Origin of the sequence: Leucobacter aridicollis, assembly GCF_013409595.1 — a bacterium.
In the GTDB taxonomy this organism is placed as follows: Bacteria; Actinomycetota; Actinomycetes; order Actinomycetales; family Microbacteriaceae; genus Leucobacter; species Leucobacter aridicollis.
This window is the reverse complement of sequence record NZ_JACCBD010000001.1, coordinates 2,493,424-2,515,377: the sequence shown is the minus strand read 5'-3', so window position 1 is coordinate 2,515,377 and position 21,954 is coordinate 2,493,424. Positions and strand designations below refer to the sequence as shown.

The window sequence follows — 21,954 nt, the reverse complement described above, 5'->3', positions numbered from 1 at the left end:
AGGGTTTTTTGCATGGCGCGCGCGAGCGCGTACGCAGTACGCTGTGTCCATGTCTACACCCGTACTTCCCGCAGCGCCCATCGTCGGGCCCCTCGTCACCCTCCGCGCTCCGAGGCAGGAGGACCTCGACCCGCTGTTCGAGATCCTGCGAGAGCCGGAGGTCGCCTTCTGGTGGGTCGGGTACACCAGCGAGCGCGTCCAGGCCGAGTTCATCGATGCCGCCGAGACGACCCGCATCATCGAGGTCGCGGGGGAGTGCGCCGGCGCGCTCTACGTGCTGCGCGGGGAGGACCCCGAGTACCCGACGACGGTGATGCACCTCTTCATCGGGACACGCTTCCGGGGCAATCGCGTCGGCGAGGAGGCGCTCGCACTCGCCATCAGGCACGAGTTCGCGAACGGGATCACTCGCGTCACGCTCGACCCGAACGAGAACAACGACGGCGCGATCCGCAGCTACGAGCGGCTCGGCTTCAAGCGCATCGGGATCCTGCGTGACTACCAGGTGCGGCCGAGAGGCGCGCTCGAGGGCGCGATGTTCCTCGACCTCACCCGCAGCGACTTCCCCGACGGGCCGCCGCTGCCGCCGCGCGACTAGGCCGTGCGCCTGCGAGCCGAGAGATCGAGCCAGATCTCCCGGCTCGTCTGCACGTGGTCCAGGGCCGACCGGGCAGCGAGCTCCGCGTCGCCGCTTCGGATGGCGGCGAGTATCGCGACGTGCTCGGCCTGGAGGCGGCGCGGGTCATCGTTTTGCCTGAGCAGCCAGTGCATGCGGCCCTCCAGCGGCTCCATGAGCGAGGAGAGCAGCGAGTTGTGCGCCATCTTCCAGAGCAGGTCGTGGAACTCCTGATTGCACCGACCGACAGCGTCCGTGTCGGAACGCTCCCACGCGGCCTCCGACGCGGCGATCGACTGCTCGAGCCTGTCGATCTCGTCGGGGGTCGCGCGCTCGGTCGCCCGCCGTACCGCGAGCACCTCGAGCGATTCGCGCACCTCGAACAGCTCTTCAACGTCCTGCGGCGACAGCGCCGTCACCGTCATGCCGCGATTCGGGAGCGCGGAGACGAACCCCTCGCCGCGGAGAATGTTCAGGGCGTCGCGCACCGGGATCCGCGACACCCCCAGCTCGCTCGCGAGGGTGCGTTCGACGAGCCGCTGCCCGGGAGCGAGGTCGCCGTGCAGGATCCTGTCGCGCAGGATCGACACCAGTTCGTGCGACTGCGGGGCCCCGCTCTCGGCGGCTCCTGCCTCAGTGCGAATAGTCGAGCTCATAAATTCCTAGGATAGTCGGGATACTGCGTCACGACGCGTGGCTCAGTATCGCGCGCAGGGCAGCCGCACAGGACTACCATTGAATTCATGCGAGCTTCCAAACCATTCCTCCCCTGGGTGGTGTGGGGAGTGGCGGTCACGCTCTACGCGATCGCGATTGTGAACCGATCATCGCTCTCAGCGCTCGGGCCTGCCACGCAAGACCACTTCTCGATCGACGCGTCGACGCTCGCGGCCTTCCCCGTCATCCAGCTCTTGGTGTACGCCGCCTGCCAGATCCCGGTCGGGATGCTGCTCGACAGGTATGGTTCGACGATCCTGATCCTCGCCGGCTCCGCCCTCATGCTCACCGGGCAGATCGTGATGGCGACGGTCGCGAACGTCGAGTTCGCGATTCTCGCTCGCATCCTCGTTGGCGCTGGCGACGCGTGCACGTTCACTGCCGTGATGCGGTTGCTCCCGGAATGGTTCAAGCCGCGCCAGCTCCCCACCCTTGGACAGGTCACCGGGCTCATCGGGCAGGTCGGTCAGCTCGTCTCGGTCGCCCCGCTCGCGTTCGTCGTCGACACCTTTGGGTGGTCCACTGGCTTCCTCGGGATCGCGGCCGTCGGCGTGCTGTCGTTCCTGCTTGCATTCGTCGTGCTGCGTGACGCGCCGGGCCGACGGACAGCCTTCGAACGCCTCACCAGGCGAACCGGCCGTGTGACGAGAAACTCCGAGTCACTTGCCGCGGCCCCGATCACGACCGTGACGATGGCGCCGCCCGCGACGAACATGATTCCCGTCGTCGGCGGCAGCCGCGCTCGCCGAAGGAGCGCGAGCGGGAAGGAAGGGATCCTCACCCGCGTGCGGCGCCTACTGTCGATCCCGGGGGTGCGGCTCGCGTACTGGATTCACTTCGTGACGCCGTTCTCCGCGCAGGCGTTTCTGCTGCTCTGGGGCACGCCGTTCCTGACGGGCGGGCTCGGCCTGAGCGCTCCCGCGGCGAGCGGGCTCTTGAGCCTGACCGTCGTCTCCTCGATGGTCGCAGGCCTCGTGCTCGGCCCGATCAGCTCACGCTTCATCGAGCGCAGGGTGCTGCTTGTCATTGGCATCACCGTGCTCATTATGGTGACCTGGCTTGCCGTGCTGCTCTGGCCTGGCATGCCTCCGGGGTGGCTCATCATCGCGCTGCTCGTCATCCTGCCGCTTGGTGGGCCGGCGTCGATGATCGCGTTCGAGGTTTCTCGGTCGCACACGCCGCGCAGTTTCGCTGGCTTCGGCACCGGCCTCGTGAACACGGGCGGCTTCACTGCCGCGCTGCTGCTCGTGATGCTCATTGGGGTCATCCTCGACCTCCAAGGCGCGGGATCGCCAGAGACCTACTCGCTCACCGCGTTCAAGGTGGCGTTCGCCGCGCAGATCCCGCTGTGGCTGCTTGGACTGACAATGATCTTCATCGAGCGCCGGCGCACGGGAACGTGGATGGACAGGCACGGGCGCACGCTGCGCTAGGGTGGCCGCACCGCTGGCGTCCAGCCTAGGAGCCGGGCCCGCCGCCTGGTGGAAGTAGAGCCTCCTGCCGTCTGGCGGAAGTCGAGCCCTGTGCGCCTGGTGGAAGTCGAGCCTCCTGCCACCTGCAGTTCTCGGGGTGATCTGCAGTGTCTATGTCGATCTAGGCACGTGAGGGCATTGGACCTGCAGATCCCATTGCTTGTGGCGGTGTGGCCCGGTCCATGGGCGGCCGAGCTGGCTCTGGTGGCGGCGGTAGCCAAGGTGATCTGCAGTGTCTATGTCGATCTCGGCACGTGAGAGCATTGGGCCTGCAGATCCCATTGGCTGTGGTGATGGCTGTAGGGCTGGCTGTGGCTGTGGCTGTGGCTGTGGCTGTGGCTGTGGCTGTGGCTGTGGCTGTGGCTGTGGCTGTGTTGCTGCGAGGCCAGGCGACTGAGGCAGCCCGGGTGGCCGAGGCGCCCCGACGCCGCTAGATGACGTAGAACCCGGCGGTGTTCGGGTGCTCCGCGACCGGGGCACCACGGCGGGGCCTGCCCGTCGCCGGGATCCCCGTGAGTGTCGTCCACGCGTCAGCTGAGCGCACAACGACGGCGTTTGCGCCGACGGCCGAGTCCGCCCCGATCACGATATCGCCAAGCAGCTTCGCGCCGGCGCCGAGGACGACGCGGTCGCCGACGGTGGGGTGGCGCTTGCCGCTCTGGTGGCCTGTGCCCCCGAGCGTGACGCCGTGGTAGATGAGCACATCGTCGCCGACCTCTGCGGTCTCGCCAATGACGATGCCCATGCCGTGATCGATGAACAGGCGGCGGCCGATCGTCGCGCCGGGGTGGATCTCGATGCCCGTGAAGAATCGGGTGATCTGCGAGATTGCGCGCGGGAGAAACCGCAGGCCCCGGCGCCAGAGCGCGTGCGACACGTGATGCCACCACACCGCGTGCAGGCCTGAATACAGGAAAAACACCTCAACAGGCCCGCGCGCAGCTGGATCGTGCGCGCGGGCCGAAGAGATGTCCTCGCGGATACGGGAAAACAGGCTCAAACTGCGAGGTCCTCGTAGAGCACCGTCGAGAAGTAGCGCTCACCGAAGTCGGGGACGATCACGACGATCTTCTTGCCCGCGTTCTCCGGACGCTTCGCGACCTCGACGGCGGCCCACACGGCAGCGCCGCCTGAGATGCCAGCGAGCACGCCCTCGTCGGTGCCGAGCGCGCGTGCCTTCGCGATGGCGTCGGGCAGCGCGACGTCGATGACCTCGTCGTAGACGTCGCGGTCGAGGATGTCGGGGACGAAGTTCGCGCCGAGGCCCTGGATCTTGTGCGGGCCGGCGGTGCCTTCGGTGAGCAGCGGCGAGTCGATCGGCTCAACGGCGATGACCTGGACGCCGGGGTTCTGCTCCTTGAGGTAGCCGCCAGCGCCGGTGATGGTGCCGCCCGTGCCGATGCCTGCGACGAAAATGTCGACCGAGCCGTCGGTGTCGTTCCAGATCTCGGGGCCGGTGGTTGCCCGATGGATCGCAGGGTTGGCGGGGTTGCCGAACTGCTTCGCGAGGATCGCGCCCGGGGTGTTCGCGACGATCTCTTCAGCCTTCGCGACCGCACCCTTCATGCCGAGGGGGCCTTCGGTGAGCACGATCTCGGCGCCGTATGCCGCGAGCAGCTTGCGACGCTCGACGCTCATGGTCTCGGGCATCGTGAGGATGACCTTGTAGCCGCGCGCCGCGCCGACAAACGCGAGCGCGATGCCCGTGTTGCCGCTCGTGCCCTCGACGATCGTTCCGCCAGGCTTCAGCTCACCCGACTGCTCGGCTGCGTCGATGATCGCGACGCCGATGCGGTCCTTCACGCTCCCGGCCGGGTTGTAGAACTCAAGCTTTGCAAGCACCTCGGCGTCTGCGCCGTCGGTCACTCGGTTGAGGCGGACCAGGGGAGTGTTGCCAAACGCCTGGGTGATGTTGTCGTGAATGCGAGCCATGCGGAATGCCCTCCGTGTCGTTGTAAGTTTCAGCGTGGGTGAGTTATGCCACCAGGTTATCTGAAATGTTCTGAATGCTTATGCTCATGCTCGTTCTGTTACAACGCCTTACGCGAACGGGTATTCCCCAACACGCGGGGCCTGCGGGGCAGCGTGACCCCGTGCGAGAGAATGGGCGGGTGACAGACACACTCGGACCCCAGATCGACCACGCTCTTCGCGCGATGCGCGACGCATTCTCGGAGGCCGGGATCGTCGACCCCGAGGTCGATGCCGAATTGCTCGTTGCGCACGTGCTCGACGTGAGCCGTGGTCGCGTGCAGACGCTGGCGATCATGGGGGAGCGGCTGACCGAGGCAGACGGGGAGCGGCTGCGTGATCTTGCGGAGCTCCGCGCCTCGCGGCTGCCGCTGCAGCACCTGACGGGGAGGGCGCCGTTCCGGTCGCTCGAGCTGCGCGTCGGCCCCGGCGTGTTTGTGCCGCGCCCCGAGACCGAGACTGTCGCCCAGTTCGCGATCGACGCGCTCGCCCTCGCGCCGACGCCGGAACCACTCGCGGTGGACCTCTGCACAGGCTCCGGCGCCATCGCGCTCGCGCTCGCGTCGGAGGTGCCGACCGCGCGGGTGTGGGCAGTGGAGAAGAGCGCCGACGCTCACGCGTGGGCCGCCGAGAACGTCGCGGCGCTCGGCGACGGCAGGGTCGATCTCATCCACGGCGACCTCGCGGACTTCGTCCCCGGCAGGCTCGCGCCTGCGGAGCTCGCTGGGCGCGTCAACGTCGTGGTGTCAAACCCGCCGTATGTGCCTGCCGCAATGGTGCCGCGGGACCCCGAGGTGCGCGACCACGATCCTGATCTCGCGTTGTACGGCGGTGACGACGGGCTCGATGTGATCAGGATCATCAGCCGGATCGCAGCGAACCTGCTCGCTCCGGGCGGCGCGCTCGTGCTCGAACACGCCGAGGGACAAGGGGCCGCGATTCGTGAGCTGCTCGCCGCCGACGGCTGGCGCGCCAGCGCAACCCACCCCGATCTCACCGGCCGGGACCGCGCCACAACCGCACTCAAGTAGAATTGCGAACTATGTCCGAGGTATTTGACTGTTCAGATGGTGCCCAATTGTTGCAGGGGACGAGGCTCGCGCGCCAGTCGCTCGGCCGGGGCGAACTCATCGTCATGCCGACCGATACGGTCTACGGCGTTGCCGCCGACGCGTTCTCGCCCGAAGCGGTGCAGCGACTCCTCGACGCAAAGGGGCGCGGCAGGCAGTCGCCGCCGCCCGTGCTGATCCCGAACGTCGGGACGCTCGCGGCGCTCGCCGCGGAGGCGACCGAGGCGCTGCACAGCCTCGCCGAGGCGTTCTGGCCGGGCGCGCTCACCATCATCACGCAGGCGAACCCCTCCCTCAGCTGGGATCTCGGCGAGACGGGCGGAACTGTCGCGCTCAGGATCCCCGGGAACGCGTTCGCGCGCGAACTCTTGCAGGAGACGGGGCCGCTGGCGGTGTCGTCCGCGAATAAGACCGGCATGCCCGCGGCTGGTTCCGCTCAGGAGGCTCGGGAGATGCTCGGCGATTCGATCGCCGTCTACCTCGACGGCGGGGAAGCCCGCGGCGAGGCCTCGACGATCATCGACGCGACGAAGCTTGACGGCGATGGCACCGGCACCGTGCGGGTGCTGCGCCAGGGCGCCGTCACTGTTGCAGAGCTGCAGCGCGTGCTCCCCGAAGCCACCGTCCTCGAGCAGCCGGCGCCGTCTGCGACCCCGCTCGTGCAGGCCGAAGCTGACGCTGCGACCGACGCCGACGCCGACGCCGACGCTGCGATCGACGCGAGCGCGGAGACTGACGGTAGCGCGGAGACTGACGCTGAGGCGCCGCGGGTCAGCGACTAGCGATGTTCCCGTACCTGCCGGTCTTCGCAGTGGCTGTCGTCGTGACCGCCGCCGCGTCGTTCGGCGTGCTGCGTCTCGCTCGGCGGTTCAAGTTGGCCCCGGAGGTCCGCGAGCGTGACGTTCACAAGAACCCCACGCCGCGGCTCGGTGGGGTCGCGATGTTCGTCGGCCTTCTCGCTGGCCTCGGCGCCGCCGCGCTGTTCCCCGAGTTCCAGGGGCTGTTCCGCGACGGCCTGAAGATGTGGGCCCTCATCGGGGCGTGCCTGCTGATCGCGGTCATCGGCTTCCTCGACGACCTGCTTGATCTCGACTGGATGATCAAGCTCGGCGCCCAGCTGCTCGCCTCAGGCGTGCTCGCCTGGAACGGCGTGCAGATCGTCTCGATTCCGGTCGGTGACACCCTCGTGATCGGGTCTTCGACGGTGAACTTCGTGCTGACCGTGTTCCTCATCACGCTCGTGATGAACGCCGTGAACTTTGTCGATGGCCTCGACGGCCTGGTCGCGGGCGTGGCAATCATCGCGAGCGGCACCTTCTTCGTCTACACGTTGATTCTCAACTCACAACTCGGCAACTCGCAGGCGGTGACGTTCGCGAGCCTGATCGCGCTCGTGCTCGTGGGCATATGCGTCGGGTTCATCCCGTTCAACTGGCATCGCGCGAAGATGTTCATGGGCGACACGGGGGCCCTCCTCGTCGGGCTGCTCATGGCGACGTCGACGGTTTCGGTCACTGGCGACCTCGACCCGGCGGCGCTCGACCTCAAGCTCGTCCTCGCGAGCTACATTCCGATCCTGCTGCCGTTCGCGGTGCTCGCAATGCCGCTCGCAGACTTTGTGCTTGCCGTGCTGCGGCGACTGCGCGCGGGCAAGAGCCCGTTTGAGGCGGATCGCCTGCACCTGCACCACCGGCTGCTGGATATGGGCCATTCGCCCGTGCAAGCGGTATCCATCTTCTATCTTGGGACCGCCGTGCTGTCGATCGCGGGCCTGCTCGTCTTCACGAGCCAGAGCTTCGCGCTGCCGCTGATCGTACTCGTCGTCGGAATCGCCGCCGGCGTACTGCTCGTCCGGTTCCCGGCGAGCCGCGTGCGCGCAGCGCTCGCGCAGCGCAGGTTGGTAGCGTTAGACAAGCGGGGTGGCCCCGCATCTGGCCCGGACGCACGCGCAGACTTCGGCGCGGCGCCCAACGAAAGGACCACCGAGTGAGCACACCCGTGCATCCCGAGCCCGCGCAGACGCCCGAGCCCTCCACGTATGGCAGCGGCGAGTACCCGATGCCCTCGTCGCAGCCCATGCTGCTCCGCGGGGTGCGCTGGGGAATCATCGCGACGGTCGCTTCGATGATCGTGTTCGCCGCGGTCGGGTTCTTCGTGAGCGGCACGAACGGCCTTGTCGGTGGCCTCATCGGCGCCGCGATCGGGGGAGCGCTGCTGCTCGCCACCGTTGGCAGCATCGCGTTCGCGAACCGCTTCGTGCAGAGCGCGGTCTACCTCCAGATCTTTATGGGGATCGTCATGGGCACCTGGGTGCTCAAGCTCGTCGCGTTCGTCGTTGCGGCGCTGCTCCTTCGCGACCAGCCCTGGCTCGACCCCAAGATGCTGTTCATCGCGTTGGTCGCCACAATAATTGTCTCGATCGTGATTGACACAGTGATTGTTGCCAAGGCACGCGTACCATACAGCGCAAATCTGCCGTAATCGGCAAGGTGCTTGAGGGGAGATTCTCAGCCACCACAAAATCTTGACCCGCGAGGGCCGCTCTCGAGTTTCGCTCGGAGTGAAACCTTGTTAGGATTAGTTCGTTCCCAGCCCCGTGGCGCCATTTCTGAGTGCCCGCGAGCAGGGCGCGCGACCATCGTTCGATGCCGTGCGGCTCACGCCGCGCCCCGAATCAGGAGAATGGCCTGTTCGCTAACGCTATGCACCTCGTTGCCCCCGGACTTATTCGTGCCGAGGAGGGTGGCTTCCACGGTCCTACTCTCAATGACTTCTTCCCCCCGGCTGTTCTCTTCGAAGGCACGCCATTTGAGATGAACCGGATCATGCTGATCCGTATGCTCATGGTCGTCGTGCTTCTCGTGCTGTTCTGGCTCGGAACCCGCAACCTCCGCGTGATCCCTGGCCGCGCGCAGGGCGTTCTTGAGTTCGCCCTTGACTTCGTGCGCAAGAACACGATCGAGTCGCAGCTCGGCGTGAAGGAGGGGCGTCGCTTCGCTCCGCTCCTCATGACGATCTTCTTCCTCGTCTTCGCGTTCAACATCACCGGCGTGATCCCGGGTCTGAACATCGCCGCGTCGTCCGTGGTCGGGTTCCCGATCTTCATGGCCGTTGTCGCGTACGTCTCGTTCATCTACGCGGGCATCAAGAAGCACCCGGGCAAGTTCTTCAAGAACTCGCTCTTCCCGGCCGGCGTGCCGAAGGCGATGTACATTCTCGTCACGCCGATCGAGTTCATCTCGACGTTTATCGTCCGCCCGGTGACGCTCGCGCTCCGACTGCTCATGAACATGCTCGTCGGTCACATGATCCTCGTGCTGCTGTGGGCCGCGACGAACTTCTTCATCCTGTCCGCAGGAGGCCTGTTCCCCGCACTCGGTGCCGTGACCTTTACCTTTGGTTTCGCGTTCACCCTGTTTGAGATCTTTGTCGCAGGCCTGCAAGCCTACGTCTTCACCTTGCTCACCGCGCTCTACATCCAGCTCGCGCTGGCTGACGAGCACTAAAACCAAACCTTGGGTTCGGCTCCCGCCGCGCTCATACACGGAAGGAAACACATACTGTGTCTGTTCTCGCTGAAATCTCGGGCAACATTGCAACCGTAGGCTACGGCCTCGCTGCCATCGGACCCGCCATCGGTGTGGCCATCGTTGTTGGCAAGACCATCGAAAGCACCGCTCGCCAGCCTGAGCTCGCCGGCAAGCTCCAGGGCATGATGTGGATCGGCATCGCGTTCACCGAGATGCTCGCCCTCATCGGCGTCGCAACCTACTTCATCTTCCAGTAAGCATCCTTTCAACTAGTCTCGAAAGGGAGGCAAGATGAATCACGCAGTGCAGTTCGCGGCTGCAGAGGGCGCTACACAGAACCCGCTGCTCCCGGCGACGTACGATATCGTCTGGTCGGCGATCGCGTTCTTCATTATCCTCATCGCATTCTGGAAGGTCTTCCTCCCGAAGGTGCAGGTCATGCTTGACGCGCGCGCCGAAGCGATTGAGGGGAACATCGCAAAGGCCGATGAGGCTCAGGCAAAGGCAGAGGCTGCCTTGCAGGAGTACACCGCGCAGCTCGCAAGCGCTCGCCAGGAAGCTGGCGAGATCCGCGAGTCCGCACGCCTCGACGCGACGAAGATCGTGTCGAAGGCGAAGGAAGACGCCACCACCGAGCAGGCACGCATCACGCAGGCCGCTCAGGTGCAGATCGAGGCAGAGCGCCAGAGCGCACTCGTCTCGCTGCGCAAGGATGTTGGCTCGCTCGCGATCGATCTCGCCTCGGGCGTTGTCGGCGAGAGCCTGAGCGACGACAAGAAGGCATCGGCGCTCGTCGACCGCTTCCTCGTCGACCTCGAAGCGTCCGAACGGGCGGCGAAGTAATGGGCAGCGCGTCACGCGAGGCACTCGCGGCGGCGAAGTCCGCGCTCAGCGGCCGCCTCGGGAAGGCAGTCGGTTCAGAGCTCCTTTCGGCGGCTGCGCAGATCGAGGGCTCACCCGCTCTCGTCAGCGCTCTCGCTGATGCATCGCTCCCGGCTTCTGCGAAGGCAGAGGTCGTCGGCAAGCTCTTCGGCAGCCTGTCGGCTGGCGCGCGCTCTGTGCTTACCGCAGCAGTCGAGCAGAACTGGTCGACCGCAGCTGAATTCGTTGACGGCGTCGAGGAGCTCGGCTTCCGCGCCCAGTCGCTCGCGGAGCCCGGCCTTGCCGATGAGCTGCTCGCAGCGACCGCGACGATCAACTCGAGCCACGAGCTCGAGCTCGAGCTTGGCAACAAGCTCGGCGATCCCGCAGCGAAGGCGCAGCTCGCGTCGAAGGTCTTTTCCGGCAAGCTCTCCGCCGGCGCCCTTGGTGTCGTGACCCACGTGGTCGCGAACCCCCGCGGACGCCGCGTGAATGCAGCGCTCACCGAGGCCGCACGCGTTGCGGCCGACCAGGGTGGGCTCGAGCTCGCGACCGTCACGGTTGCGGCTCCGCTGACCGATGCGCAGCAGGAGAAGTTGGCTGCTCTGCTCGAGCAGAGCGCTGGCCGCAAGGTCAAGGTCACCACGGTTGTGGATCCTGCGCTGATCGGCGGCGTCCGTATCCAGATGGCCGACGACGTTATCGACGGAAGTGTCCGGGCTCGCCTGGAAGACCTCCGCCAGCGGCTCGCTGCGTAGAGCACAACATAGTTACTTGCCGGAGAGTCTCTCCGGAACAGATAGAGGAAACGAAATGGCAGAACTCTCAATCAGCCCGGACGAGATCCGTAGCGCGCTGAATGAATTCGCAGCATCGTACGAGCCGGCTCAGGCGGGGAAGACCGAGGTCGGAACCGTCGTCGACGCCGCTGACGGCATTGCACACGTCTCCGGGCTTCCCGGAGTGATGGCCAACGAGCTCGTTCGCTTCGCAGACGGCACGCTCGGCCTTGCACAGAACCTCGAAGAGGACGAGATCGGCGTTGTCGTGCTCGGCCAGTTCACCGGCATTGAGGAGGGCCAGCAGGTCACCCGCACCGGCGAGGTTCTCTCGGTTCCCGTGGGCGAGGGCTACCTCGGCCGCGTGGTCGACCCGCTCGGTAACCCGATCGACGGCCTCGGCGAGATCACTGGCATCGAGTCGCGTCGCGCACTCGAGCTTCAGGCTCCCGGCGTCATGCAGCGTAAGTCGGTTCACGAGCCACTGCAGACCGGCATCAAGGCGATCGACGCGATGATCCCCGTTGGCCGTGGCCAGCGTCAGCTCATCATTGGCGACCGTCAGACCGGCAAGACCGCTCTCGCGATCGACACGATCATCAACCAGAAGGCGAACTGGGAGTCGGGCGACACCAACAAGCAGGTTCGCTGCATCTACGTTGCAATCGGCCAGAAGGGCTCGACCATCGCTTCGGTGAAGGGCGCGCTCGAGGACGCAGGCGCGATGGAGTACACCACCATCGTCGCTTCGCCCGCGTCTGACCCCGCAGGCTTCAAGTACCTCGCTCCGTACACCGGCTCGGCTATCGGCCAGCACTGGATGTACGACAGCAAGCACGTGCTGATCATCTTTGATGATCTCTCGAAGCAGGCTGAGGCGTACCGTGCCGTTTCGCTCCTCCTTCGCCGCCCGCCGGGGCGCGAGGCATACCCGGGTGACGTGTTCTACCTCCACTCGCGTCTGCTGGAGCGTTGCGCAAAGCTGTCCGACGAGCTCGGCGCAGGCTCGATGACCGGCCTGCCGATCATCGAGACCAAGGCAAACGACGTCTCGGCGTACATTCCGACCAACGTGATCTCGATCACCGACGGCCAGATCTTCCTCCAGTCGGACCTCTTCAACGCGAACCAGCGTCCCGCCGTCGACGTGGGCATCTCGGTGTCCCGCGTGGGTGGCGACGCGCAGGTGAAGTCGATCAAGAAGGTCTCGGGCACGCTCAAGCTTGAGCTCGCTCAGTACCGTGCGCTCGAGGCATTCGCGATGTTCGCATCCGACCTCGACGCGGCCAGCCGCAAGCAGCTCGAGCGTGGCGCACGCCTCACCGAGCTCCTCAAGCAGCCGCAGTACTCACCGTTCGCGGTTGAGGAGCAGACGGTTTCGATCTGGGCCGGCACCAAGGGCTTCCTTGATGACGTCCCCGTCGTCGACATCCTCCGTTTCGAGCGCGAGTTCCTCGACTACCTCGGCCGCAACTCCGAGGCGCTGTCGACGCTCGCGAAGACGAACGTGCTCGACGACGACATCGTTGCTGAGCTCACCACTCAGATCGAGAAGTTCAAGAGCGAGTTCCTGACCGCTGAGGGCAAGTCCCTCAACGAGCAGTTCGACGCGCTCGACGAGGCAGAGATCCAGCAGGAGCAGCTCGTCGTCAAGAAGTAGCTGAGACGGTGGGGGCGTTCGCGCCCCCGCCGCTCGCCACTCGACAACTAGCCAGCACCGAATAACACAGGAGAGACATGGGAGCGCAACTTCGGGTCTACAGGCAGCGCATTCGCTCTGCCCAGACGACCAAGAAGATCACCCGTGCGATGGAGCTCATCGCTGCCTCACGCATTCAGAAGGCACGGGCTCGCGTCGACGCCTCAAACCCCTACACCCAGGCCATCACCAGGGCTGTATCGGCGGTTGCGACGCACGCGAAGACCGACCACCCGCTGCTGACCGAGGCCGACACTGTCGAGCGCGCAGCAGTTGTGATCTTCACCTCCGATCGCGGCCTTGCCGGCGCGTTCAACTCGCAGGTACTGCGCGAGGCCGAGGAGCTCAGCGAGCTGCTCCGTGCCGAGGGCAAGGAGATCTCGTACTACCTCATCGGACGTAAGGCGCAGGGGTACTTCACCTTCCGCCGTCGTGCTGCTGAGCGCGTGTGGGTTGGGGACACCGAGAACCCGGTGTTCGAGACCGCCAAGGAAGTTGCAGAGGCAGTCGTCTCCGCATTCCTCCGCAACAGCGACGAGGGTGGTGTGCAGGAGATCCACCTCGTGTACAACCGCTTCATCAGCATGGTCACGCAGGCGCCGCAGGTTACCCGCCTGCTGCCGCTGCAGATCGTTGAGGGCGTCGCCGACGCGAACGACCTGAACCCGCTGTACGAATTCGAGCCCGAGGCAGATATCGTGCTCGACAAGCTGCTGCCCGACTACATCGAGTCGCGTATTTTCAACGCGATGCTTGAGTCCGCAGCTGCGAAGCACGCGGCAACCCAGAAGGCGATGAAGTCCGCGAGTGACAACGCTGACACACTCATCCGCGACTTCACCCGCCTCGCCAACAACGCACGCCAGGCGGAAATCACCCAGCAGATTTCCGAGATCGTGGGCGGCGCTGACGCGCTGTCCTAAGTCCAGACTGAAGAGAGAAGAGACATGACCGATACGGCCACCACCAAGGTCACCGGGCGCATCGCCCGCGTTACCGGCCCCGTCGTCGACATCGAGTTCCCGCACGACGCGATCCCCGGCGTGTACAACGCACTCGAGACGACCGTCAACATGGGCGAGGGCTCGGAGCCCTTCACCCTCGTCCTCGAGGTCGCACAGCACCTCGGAGACAACCTCGTCCGCGCGATCGCGCTGAAGCCCACCGACGGCCTGGTCCGCGGCCAGGAAGTTGTGGACACCGGTGACTCGATCACCGTTCCCGTCGGCGACATCACCAAGGGCAAGGTCTTCGACGTTGCCGGTAACGTGCTCAACCTCCCCGAGGGTGAGACCATCGAGGTCACCGAGCGCTGGGGCATTCACCGCACCCCGCCGGCATTCGACCAGCTCGAGTCGAAGACCGAGCTCTTCGAGACCGGCATCAAGTCGATCGACCTCCTCACCCCGTACGTGCAGGGCGGCAAGATTGGCCTCTTCGGTGGTGCGGGCGTCGGCAAGACCGTCCTCATCCAGGAGATGATCCAGCGTGTGGCTCAGGATCACGGTGGCGTGTCGGTGTTCGCCGGTGTCGGTGAGCGCACCCGCGAGGGCAACGACCTCATCCACGAGATGGACGAGGCCGGCGTCTTCGACAAGACCGCACTCGTGTTCGGCCAGATGGATGAGCCCCCGGGGACGCGTCTTCGCGTCGCACTCTCGGCGCTCACCATGGCTGAGTACTTCCGTGATGTTCAGAAGCAGGACGTGCTCCTCTTCATCGACAACATCTTCCGCTTCACCCAGGCCGGTTCCGAGGTGTCGACCCTGCTCGGTCGTATGCCCTCGGCAGTGGGCTACCAGCCGAACCTGGCTGACGAGATGGGCATCCTCCAGGAGCGCATCACCTCGACCCGTGGCCACTCGATCACCTCTCTGCAGGCAATTTACGTTCCTGCTGACGACTACACCGACCCGGCTCCGGCGACCACCTTCGCGCACCTCGACGCGACCACCGAGCTCTCGCGTGAGATCGCGTCGCAGGGTCTGTACCCCGCGATCGACCCGCTGACCTCGTCGTCGCGCATCATGGATCCCCGCTACTTGGGCGAGGATCACTACCGCGTGGCAACCACCGTCAAGCAGATCCTGCAGAAGAACAAGGAACTCCAGGAGATCATCGCGATCCTTGGTGTCGACGAGCTCTCGGAAGACGACAAGATCACCGTCTCGCGCGCACGCCGCATCCAGCAGTTCCTCTCGCAGAACACCTACATGGCGAAGAAGTTCACCGGTGTCGAGGGTTCGACGGTTCCGCTCAAGGAGACCATCGAGTCGTTCGACGCGATTGCCAAGGGCGAGTTCGACCACGTCGCTGAGCAGGCATTCTTCAACGTTGGCGGAATCTCCGACGTCGAAGAGAAGTGGGCTCAGATGCAGAAGGATATGGCCTAATCATGGCGCTCAACGTCAAGGTTGTCTCGGCAACGAGCGAGATCTGGTCTGGCGCAGCCAGCCAGGTCGTCGCGAACACTGTCGAAGGCGAGATCGGTATCCTTACGGGCCACCAGCCGTTCCTCGCTCTCCTCGCCAAGGGTGAGGTGCGCGTGACGACTGAGGCGGGCGAGAAGATCACCGTGAACGCTGAGGACGGGTTCCTGTCCGTCGACCACGACACGGTCACCGTCGTTGCCGGCGACGCCGTGCTCGTCGCGTAGGCAGGCCGTCCACACGTCGGACGGGCATTCGCCCGCACCGCGCTAGGCTAGAGTCACTATGCGTATCCTGTTGCCGCCCTCTGAGACGAAACGTCTCGGAGGGCGGCTTCCGTTTTCCCCGGACGACCTCTTCCTGGGGGAGCGGCTCGCCGCCCCACGCGCCGCGGTCAAGTCGGCGCTCGAGCGCGTGAGCGCCGACGAGGCAGCCGCGACCAAGGCGCTCAAGCTCGGCGTGAAGAATCGCGACGAGCGGCTGCGCAACCTCGACCTCGACGTCAGCGGTGCGATGCCAGCGATCGAGCGCTACACCGGGGTGCTCTACGACGCGCTCGACACGGAGACGCTCGCTCCCGCGGCGCTCGCCTGGCTCAGCGATCACGTCTTCGTGCAGTCGGCACTGTTCGGGCTGGTGCGGGGTGGCGATCCGATTCCCGCCTATCGCGTCTCGGCGTCCTCGCGGCTCCCGGAGCTCGGATCCCCGCTCGCGAAGCTGTGGGCGGGCCCGCACGAGGGAGCCCTCACGGGGGCCGACTACGTGCTCGACCTCAGGTCGAAGGACTACGCCGCCCTCGCTCCGCTCGGGGCGCTCGGGGCGTCGGAGACCGACTACTTGGAGGTGGTGGCGCGCTCAGACGACGGCGAAGTTCGCGCGCTCAACCACTTTAACAAGGCGGCGAAGGGCGACCTTGTTCGCCGCGTTGCAGAGAGTGCGCCGGCGATCTCGTCGCGCGCTGAGTTCCTCGAGTGGGCCCGCGAGGCCGGGCTGGAGATCGGTGAAGGCGCCGATCCGGCCGTGCTCCGACTGGTGACGCTTCAGGGCGTCCCGGCGGCGAGCCGCTAGAATACATGAGTGCAGGAGATGAGCTGGTGACCACCCACGGTGAGAACGCTGTGAGGCGACGCCTCGCGTACCGTCCGGGCGGGGAGGCCGATATCGAGCTCTCCTGGCACGCAGTCACGCACGTCGGAAACCGACGCGAGACGAACCAAGACAGCTTCATCACCGTACCACCCGTATTCGCTGTGGCCGACGGCATGGGCGGTCACTCCGCTGGCGAGGTTGCCTCTGCCGCGGTCGTGCGACGCTTGAACGAGCTCGCTGGCGACCTCACCGTGACCGAGGATGACATCCTCGAGATCCTCACGCAGGCGGTCGATGACATCGAGATCGACACCGGCGACACCGAACTTGGTGCTGGCACGACCGTCACGGGCGTCATCGTGAGCGAGCAGAGCGATACTCCGGTGTGGAAGGTCTTCAACATTGGAGACTCCCGCGTCTACCAGTACTTCAAGGGCGCGCTCAGCCAGATCACCGTCGACCACTCGGTCGTGCAGCACCTGCTCGACACCGGCGCGATTACCGAGGAAGAGGCCGAGGTACACCCGCACGCCAACGTGATCACGCGAGCCGTCGGACTCGGCGAAGCGCCGCTACCCGACTACACCACGCTCGCGCTGATTCCGGGCCAGCGGATCCTGATCTGCTCCGACGGCCTCACGAAGGAGCTCACCGAGGTGGGCATCCAGTACTTCCTGTCCACCCAGCACAGTGCAGAGGACGCGGCGAACACGCTCGTTGAGCAAGCGCTCAACAACGCCGGCCGCGACAATGTTACGGTCGTGGTGATTGACGTGCACGCCGTTGGCGACGTTATCGATACCGGAAGCCTCGCCTCGAGCGGGGTCACGTTGGAACCGAGCGGAGACGCTCCAACAGCTGAGGAGAGCAGTGCTGACGAAGCCTAGCCCACGCGCCACCCGACGGACCGGCACGGTTGCGGCGGTGATGCTCGCCGCGGCGCTCGCGCTCACAGGCTGCAGCGGCGGCGGTGACGCCGCGGGCGAGACCACGGAGACCACGCTCACCCGCTCGGTCGAGGGCGCGGAGCTCACCGTTACCTATGTCGCCGAGGGCGACAAGGTGACGCAGCAGACGACCAAGAACGTCGTCAACTACGAGGCGAGCGGGATTGCCGATCGCGCGGCGGCCGAAGAGTCTGTCGCTCCGCTCGCAGAGCAGTACAAGGGCATCAAGGGTGTCGAGCACTCGATCGAGTTCGGCGACGACGAACTCACGGAGACCGTCACGCTGACCTACGCCGACCTCGACATCGAGAAGCTGTCGTCCGTGACCGGCGGCGACCCGGGAGAGAACCCTGAGGACGCGCGCGACGTGAGCCTCAAGGAGGCCGTGAAAACCCTCACCGACGGTGGATTCACTGAGGTGAAGTAGGCCGATCCTGATCGCCGCGCGGAAACGCCGGGCACCCCTCGGGGCGCCCGGCGTTTGCGCTATCCGCGCCGGCGGAGCGCGAGCACCGCGGCGGTGACGGCGGCCGCGCACCACGCAAGCACGGTGATGAGGTCGCGCGCGCTCGCATCGAACGCCTGACCGGCGAGGCCAGCACGCATGAGGTTCGCCATCGGCTCGATCGGAAGGATCTCATGCGCGGTGCGCAGCCAGCCTGGCAGGTTCGCTGCGGGGAAGCTCACGGGTGAGAAGAGCAGCAGCAGGAACACGAGCATCTGCGAGACGAGCTGCGTGATCATCGGCGGCAGCAGGGCCGCGAACGCGTACCCGATCGACGCTGCGGTCAGCGAGATCAGGATCGCGACGGGCAACACCCACGGTGCCAGGTGATAGGTGATGTCGTAGCGGAGCGCCCCGACGATCGTGCCGAGGATGAGGCCGGGCAGGGCGAGCAGAGTCCACACGGTGAGGTCGGCCGCCAGGAACGCGCCGCGGGGGAGCGGCAGCGTACGCAGCCAGTCGGCGCTGCCCTCGGTTCGCGCCTGCACCATCGCCTGCGGTGTCATCACGAGGCCGATCACGATGAGCGTAATCGTTGGCGCTCCGGTCGCGAGGAAGAGGGCGGCCTCACCGTCGACGTTGCCGATCAACAGGCCGTAGCCGAGCACCGTCGACACCGCGAGCGCGGTCTGCACGACGGCCATGAGCGGGAGGAATTGTGCCTGGCGCCTGACCTGCCACTGGAGGAGCAGCAGCGTGCCGCGGAGGCCGAGAAGTGCGCGGGACGAAGGTGACCCGCCGGGCGGGGGAGTGCGAACAAATCTCGGATCGGTCGTGAGCGCGGTCATGCTGCGACCTCCGATCCTGCGCCGACGAGCTCGAGATACGCGTCTTCGAGCGAGGCCGGGGTGAGCGCGAACCGCTCCACCTCGCCCCGCTCGACTGCGGTCTGCGCCCACGCCACGACCTCGGCACCGCGCGCTGCCGGAACCGGCACCACGCTCTGCGCCGGGCGGGTGACGCTCGCGCGTAGTCCAGGGGGCAGCGCGGGAAGGTCCCGGCCATCGAGTTCAAGGAAGAGCTCGCCGCGAAGGTGGGTTGTGAGATCCGCGGGGCTGCCCGCCGCGAGTACTCGGCCACTGTCGAGCACCACGAGATCATCGACGGTGCGCTCGGCCTCGCGCACGTTGTGCGTGACAAGTAGCACCGCCGCGCCAGCCGCGGCGGTGTCACGGATCGCGTCCCAGAGCAACCGGCGCCTAGCCGGATCGACGTCGTTCGTCGGCTCGTCGAGAATCACGAGGGCGGCGGGCTGCACGACGGTCATGCAGAAGGCGGTGAGGCGCGCGACGCCGCCCGAGATCTTCTCCGCCGGGGTGTCGGCCCACGGGCCGAGGTCGAGGGCCTGGAGGAGCTGGTCCGTGCGGCGACGCACGGCTCGAGGCTCTCCGCCACGGATGCGGCCGACAAGCTCGACCGCCTTTCGCGGTGTGAGCCCGGTAATCGGCACGTTCGCCTGGGCCTGTACCGCGACGATCTCGCGCGCCCTGGCGGGATGCGCGACGGCGTCGACGCCGCTCACGTGAATGGTGCCCGACGTGGGGCGGAGCAGCCCGACAATCTGGTTCACCATCGTGGTCTTGCCCGCGCCGTTATGGCCGAGCACCCCGAGCACGCGGCCAGCGTGAGCCGTCAGCGAGACGTCGTCGTTTGCGGGCGCCGCCTTGCCCCGGTACTGCTTCACGAGATGTTCGATAGCGAGCACTGGCTCGCCTGTCGCGCCTGCCGGCTGCAGCAACGGTGCGCCGCCGGCAGGCGACGAATGGGTACGGGACATCGAATGCTCCTTACGGGGTTGGATACTGATTGGTATGAATATACTCACTGGTATCTCAATAACGCAAGAGCATCCTTTCGGGTATGTGAGGTATTCTGGCCGCATGGCTACACATCCTCCCGGCGGACCGGATCCCAGCGGCGAACAGCGCCTGCGCGACGCCGCCCGCGCGCTCGCGGAGGCTGCCGGCCAGTTTGGCCAGTCGCTCGGGAGTGCGGGGGCGCAGGCCGAGACCGGCGTCACGAAGGGGCTCCTCGCGGCCGCCCAAGCGTTGGCGCAGGCGAGCGCGTGGGTAGAGCAGCGGGCGAAGCCACTGAGCACGAAAGAGAAACTGCTCGAACAGGCCGTGCGGCTCTTCGCGGAGCGCGGCTACGCAGGCGTCTCGCTTGAAGACATTGCGCAGGCCGCCGGATTCACGAAGGGCGCCGTCTACAGCCACTTCGGGTCGAAGGAGCAGACCTTCCTGGCCGCGTTGCGCGCCGCGACGGAGGACCTTGCGAGCCTCGGCGTGGCGCCGGAGCGCCCGGCCGAGGCCGGGCCCGGTGGGGCTGAGGGGCCCGGCGGGGCTGACGTGGCTGCTGGGGCTGCTGCTGGGGCGCCCGAGTCCGCCGATGACCCGGCGCTGCAGCCCCCGTCACGCACGGGGCCGCAGCAGCTTGCCCAGGCCGTGACCTTGGCGCTCGAGGCGATGTTGTTCGGGCGGCGCACGCCTGAACGGCGCGAGGAAGTACGCGGCATCGTTGCGGACCTCATCGAGGCCCTCGCGGCAGCCAAGCGCAGGCTCGGCGATGCAGGGGACGGCCACGAGCGGGTCCTCGACCGAGACGAGTCGGTGGTCGCGGATCTGGCCATGCGGACCCTGCTGCTCGGACTGACCTCGGACGCACCCGCCGGCGGACCCTCCGAGAGCTAGTCGGCCCGGCCACACGCTGCCCGCCTGTGCGCCACCGAGTACCTTTCCCGCAACAGCGTCCCTTGCCAACCGTCGGCAAGGGGCACAGCTGCGGGAAAGATGCTCGGTGGCGGTGGTGGGCCCCGCGGAAACCCGAGGGGCGCGGGCCGAGTACGACGAAGGGGGTCCGGACCACTCTGGTCCGGACCCCCTCGTCGTTACGCGGTCGTGCTAGGCAGTCCTGCTACGCGGTCGCCGCAAACGCCTCGCGCAGCACGCTGACGACGTCGAGCAGCAGCTCGTCGCCCATCTTCAGCGACGGCAGGAAGCGAATCGCCTCACCGTAGAGGCCTGCCGACAGCAGGATGACGCCCTGCTTGCCCGCGTAGTCGATGATCGCGTTCACGCGGTCGGCGTCGGGCTCGAGGGTGCCAGGCTTCACGATCTCGATCGCGAGCATGGCGCCCTTGCCGCGAACCTCGGCGATCGCGTCGAACTCGCCCTGCAGCTCGCGCAGCGCGCCACCGAAGGTCTGCTCGATGCGCTTCGCCTCGGCGAGCAGGTTGAGGCTCTCGATGCGCTCGAACACCGCGACGGCTGCCGCGCAGGAGACCGGGTTACCGCCGAAGGTGCCGCCGAGGCCACCCGGCATCGACTTGTCCATAATCTCGGCGCGGCCGGTGATGCCTGCCAGGGGGAGGCCGCCAGCGATGCCCTTTGCCGAGAGCACGATGTCGGGCTGCACACCGAACTGCTCGATCGAGAACATGGTGCCGGTGCGGGCCATGCCAGCCTGCACCTCGTCGGCGATGAAGACGATCCCGTTCTCCTTGCACCACGCTGCGAGCGCGGGGAGGTAGCCGTCGGCCGGGACGACGAAGCCGCCCTCGCCCTGGATCGGCTCGACGACGAGGCACGCGAGATCCGACGCGCCAGCGGTCTTCTCGAGGTACTTGATCGTGCGCTTCGCGGCCTCTTCGCCGGTCAGGCCGTCGTGGAGGGGGTGCGAGTTCGGCGCGCGGTAGATGTCGCCCGCGCGGGGGCCGTAGCCGAGCGCGTAAGGTGCGCCCTTGTGGTTCATGCTGCTCGTAAGCATCGTGCGGCCGTGGTACGCGTGCTCGAGCACCGCGACACCTGGGCGGCCGGTGAACTTGCGGGCGATCTTCACGCCGTTCTCCACGGCCTCTGCGCCGGAGTTCATGAGCAGCGTCTTGTACTCGCCGTCACCGGGAACGTGCTGCGCGAGCAGCTCGGCGACGCGCACGTATGGCTCGTAGGCGTTCATCGTGAAGAGCGTGTGCGTGACCTTGCCGACCTGCTCGCGGGCAGCTGCGACGACGGCCTCGTCGGTGTGGCCGATTGTGGTGACACCGATGCCACCGCACACGTCGATGAGCTGGTTGCCATCAACGTCGACGACGATCGAATCGTGCGCACGCTCGATGTAGACGGGGAAGACGGTGTGGACGCCCGGGGGGATGACTCGCTGACGACGCTCGTGGATCTCGCGCGAGCGCGGGCCAGGGATCTCGGTGACGAGCTTGCGCTCCTGAGTAATTTCTGCTTCCAACATGTCTGAGGTCATGGGGCAAGCTTACTC

General features: G+C 66.5%; 24 protein-coding genes. 18 read left to right on the top strand and 6 right to left on the bottom strand.

Translation table 11 applies throughout. The features are described 5' to 3' along the window. The first annotated feature begins 49 nt into the window (after positions 1–49). On the top strand, positions 50–598 hold the full coding sequence (locus BJ960_RS11710) for a GNAT family N-acetyltransferase (RefSeq protein WP_185987404.1): 549 nt from the start codon (positions 50–52) through the stop codon (positions 596–598). On the opposite strand, the gene BJ960_RS11705 is transcribed toward BJ960_RS11710, so the two are convergent. Beyond that, positions 595–1,272, bottom strand: coding sequence for a GntR family transcriptional regulator (locus BJ960_RS11705; RefSeq protein WP_185987403.1), 678 nt, complete (start codon positions 1,270–1,272; stop codon positions 595–597). The genes BJ960_RS11710 and BJ960_RS11705 overlap by 4 nt on opposite strands. An 87-nt stretch (positions 1,273–1,359) precedes the next feature. Between BJ960_RS11705 and BJ960_RS11700 the strand changes: the two genes are divergently transcribed. After that, positions 1,360–2,766 carry an MFS transporter gene (locus BJ960_RS11700; protein ID WP_185987402.1) on the top strand — a complete coding sequence of 469 codons (1,407 nt, stop codon included), beginning with the start codon at positions 1,360–1,362 and terminating at the stop codon, positions 2,764–2,766. A gap of 469 nt (positions 2,767–3,235) precedes the next feature. Here BJ960_RS11700 and epsC read toward each other — a convergent pair whose 3' ends face one another. Then, a complete protein-coding gene (gene epsC, locus BJ960_RS11695; protein ID WP_121073285.1) occupies positions 3,236–3,805 on the bottom strand; it encodes a serine O-acetyltransferase EpsC in 570 nt (189 codons plus the stop codon). Next, positions 3,802–4,737 (bottom strand): cysteine synthase A, encoded by a 936-nt coding sequence (gene cysK / locus BJ960_RS11690; protein WP_121073283.1) that lies wholly within the window; start codon positions 4,735–4,737, stop codon positions 3,802–3,804. Before cysK ends, epsC begins: the two co-directional genes overlap by 4 nt. A gap of 224 nt (positions 4,738–4,961) precedes the next feature. Here cysK and prmC point away from each other — a divergent pair, with 224 nt between their 5' ends. From prmC to BJ960_RS11615, 15 genes are all read left to right on the top strand, one after another. Continuing rightward, on the top strand, positions 4,962–5,807 hold the full coding sequence (gene prmC / locus BJ960_RS11685; RefSeq protein WP_237463554.1) for a peptide chain release factor N(5)-glutamine methyltransferase: 846 nt from the start codon (positions 4,962–4,964) through the stop codon (positions 5,805–5,807). An 11-nt stretch (positions 5,808–5,818) separates the two neighbouring features. After that, on the top strand, positions 5,819–6,628 hold the full coding sequence (locus tag BJ960_RS11680) for an L-threonylcarbamoyladenylate synthase (RefSeq protein ID WP_185987400.1): 810 nt from the start codon (positions 5,819–5,821) through the stop codon (positions 6,626–6,628). A 2-nt stretch (positions 6,629–6,630) separates the two neighbouring features. After that, positions 6,631–7,836: an MraY family glycosyltransferase gene (locus BJ960_RS11675; protein ID WP_185987399.1), complete on the top strand. Its 1,206-nt coding sequence runs from the start codon at positions 6,631–6,633 to the stop codon at positions 7,834–7,836. Further along, entirely contained in the window at positions 7,833–8,327 is a 495-nt protein-coding gene (locus BJ960_RS11670) for a Cg1360 family ATP-synthase-associated protein (protein ID WP_307814594.1), read from the top strand. The genes BJ960_RS11675 and BJ960_RS11670 overlap by 4 nt, the downstream gene beginning before the upstream one ends. Before the next feature lie 221 nt (positions 8,328–8,548). Next, positions 8,549–9,352, top strand: coding sequence for a F0F1 ATP synthase subunit A (gene atpB, locus BJ960_RS11665; protein ID WP_185987398.1), 804 nt, complete (start codon positions 8,549–8,551; stop codon positions 9,350–9,352). 56 nt (positions 9,353–9,408) lie between these two features. After that, positions 9,409–9,633: an ATP synthase F0 subunit C gene (atpE, locus tag BJ960_RS11660; protein ID WP_119284718.1), complete on the top strand. Its 225-nt coding sequence runs from the start codon at positions 9,409–9,411 to the stop codon at positions 9,631–9,633. A gap of 34 nt (positions 9,634–9,667) precedes the next feature. After that, positions 9,668–10,219, top strand: a complete 552-nt coding sequence (locus BJ960_RS11655) for a F0F1 ATP synthase subunit B (protein ID WP_185987397.1) — start codon at positions 9,668–9,670, stop codon at positions 10,217–10,219. Next, a complete protein-coding gene (locus BJ960_RS11650; RefSeq protein ID WP_121073278.1) occupies positions 10,219–10,995 on the top strand; it encodes a F0F1 ATP synthase subunit delta in 777 nt (258 codons plus the stop codon). Before BJ960_RS11655 ends, BJ960_RS11650 begins: the two co-directional genes overlap by 1 nt. A 55-nt stretch (positions 10,996–11,050) precedes the next feature. Beyond that, on the top strand, positions 11,051–12,676 hold the full coding sequence (gene atpA / locus BJ960_RS11645; RefSeq protein WP_121073277.1) for a F0F1 ATP synthase subunit alpha: 1,626 nt from the start codon (positions 11,051–11,053) through the stop codon (positions 12,674–12,676). A gap of 77 nt (positions 12,677–12,753) precedes the next feature. Beyond that, positions 12,754–13,638: a F0F1 ATP synthase subunit gamma gene (locus tag BJ960_RS11640; RefSeq protein ID WP_121073276.1), complete on the top strand. Its 885-nt coding sequence runs from the start codon at positions 12,754–12,756 to the stop codon at positions 13,636–13,638. Positions 13,639–13,662: 24 nt separating this feature from the next. Then, on the top strand, positions 13,663–15,108 hold the full coding sequence (gene atpD / locus BJ960_RS11635) for a F0F1 ATP synthase subunit beta (RefSeq protein ID WP_185987396.1): 1,446 nt from the start codon (positions 13,663–13,665) through the stop codon (positions 15,106–15,108). 2 nt (positions 15,109–15,110) lie between these two features. Further along, positions 15,111–15,371, top strand: coding sequence for a F0F1 ATP synthase subunit epsilon (locus BJ960_RS11630; RefSeq protein ID WP_183075253.1), 261 nt, complete (start codon positions 15,111–15,113; stop codon positions 15,369–15,371). A 58-nt stretch (positions 15,372–15,429) separates the two neighbouring features. After that, positions 15,430–16,212, top strand: a complete 783-nt coding sequence (locus tag BJ960_RS11625; protein ID WP_185987395.1) for a YaaA family protein — start codon at positions 15,430–15,432, stop codon at positions 16,210–16,212. 5 nt (positions 16,213–16,217) lie between these two features. Then, positions 16,218–17,120: a PP2C family protein-serine/threonine phosphatase gene (locus BJ960_RS11620; protein WP_121073272.1), complete on the top strand. Its 903-nt coding sequence runs from the start codon at positions 16,218–16,220 to the stop codon at positions 17,118–17,120. Beyond that, positions 17,104–17,607, top strand: a complete 504-nt coding sequence (locus BJ960_RS11615; RefSeq protein WP_185987394.1) for a DUF1307 domain-containing protein — start codon at positions 17,104–17,106, stop codon at positions 17,605–17,607. Before BJ960_RS11620 ends, BJ960_RS11615 begins: the two co-directional genes overlap by 17 nt. A gap of 59 nt (positions 17,608–17,666) precedes the next feature. Here the strand turns inward: BJ960_RS11615 and BJ960_RS11610 are convergent, their stop codons facing one another. Beyond that, on the bottom strand, positions 17,667–18,473 hold the full coding sequence (locus BJ960_RS11610) for an ABC transporter permease (RefSeq protein ID WP_185987393.1): 807 nt from the start codon (positions 18,471–18,473) through the stop codon (positions 17,667–17,669). After that, positions 18,470–19,462: an ABC transporter ATP-binding protein gene (locus BJ960_RS11605; protein ID WP_185987392.1), complete on the bottom strand. Its 993-nt coding sequence runs from the start codon at positions 19,460–19,462 to the stop codon at positions 18,470–18,472. The genes BJ960_RS11610 and BJ960_RS11605 overlap by 4 nt, the downstream gene beginning before the upstream one ends. A 103-nt stretch (positions 19,463–19,565) precedes the next feature. Between BJ960_RS11605 and BJ960_RS16455 the strand changes: the two genes are divergently transcribed. Further along, entirely contained in the window at positions 19,566–20,375 is an 810-nt protein-coding gene (locus tag BJ960_RS16455) for a TetR/AcrR family transcriptional regulator (protein WP_202229129.1), read from the top strand. Positions 20,376–20,598: 223 nt separating this feature from the next. Here the strand turns inward: BJ960_RS16455 and BJ960_RS11595 are convergent, their stop codons facing one another. Next, on the bottom strand, positions 20,599–21,939 hold the full coding sequence (locus tag BJ960_RS11595; RefSeq protein ID WP_121073264.1) for an aminotransferase class III-fold pyridoxal phosphate-dependent enzyme: 1,341 nt from the start codon (positions 21,937–21,939) through the stop codon (positions 20,599–20,601). Positions 21,940–21,954: the final 15 nt, after the last annotated feature.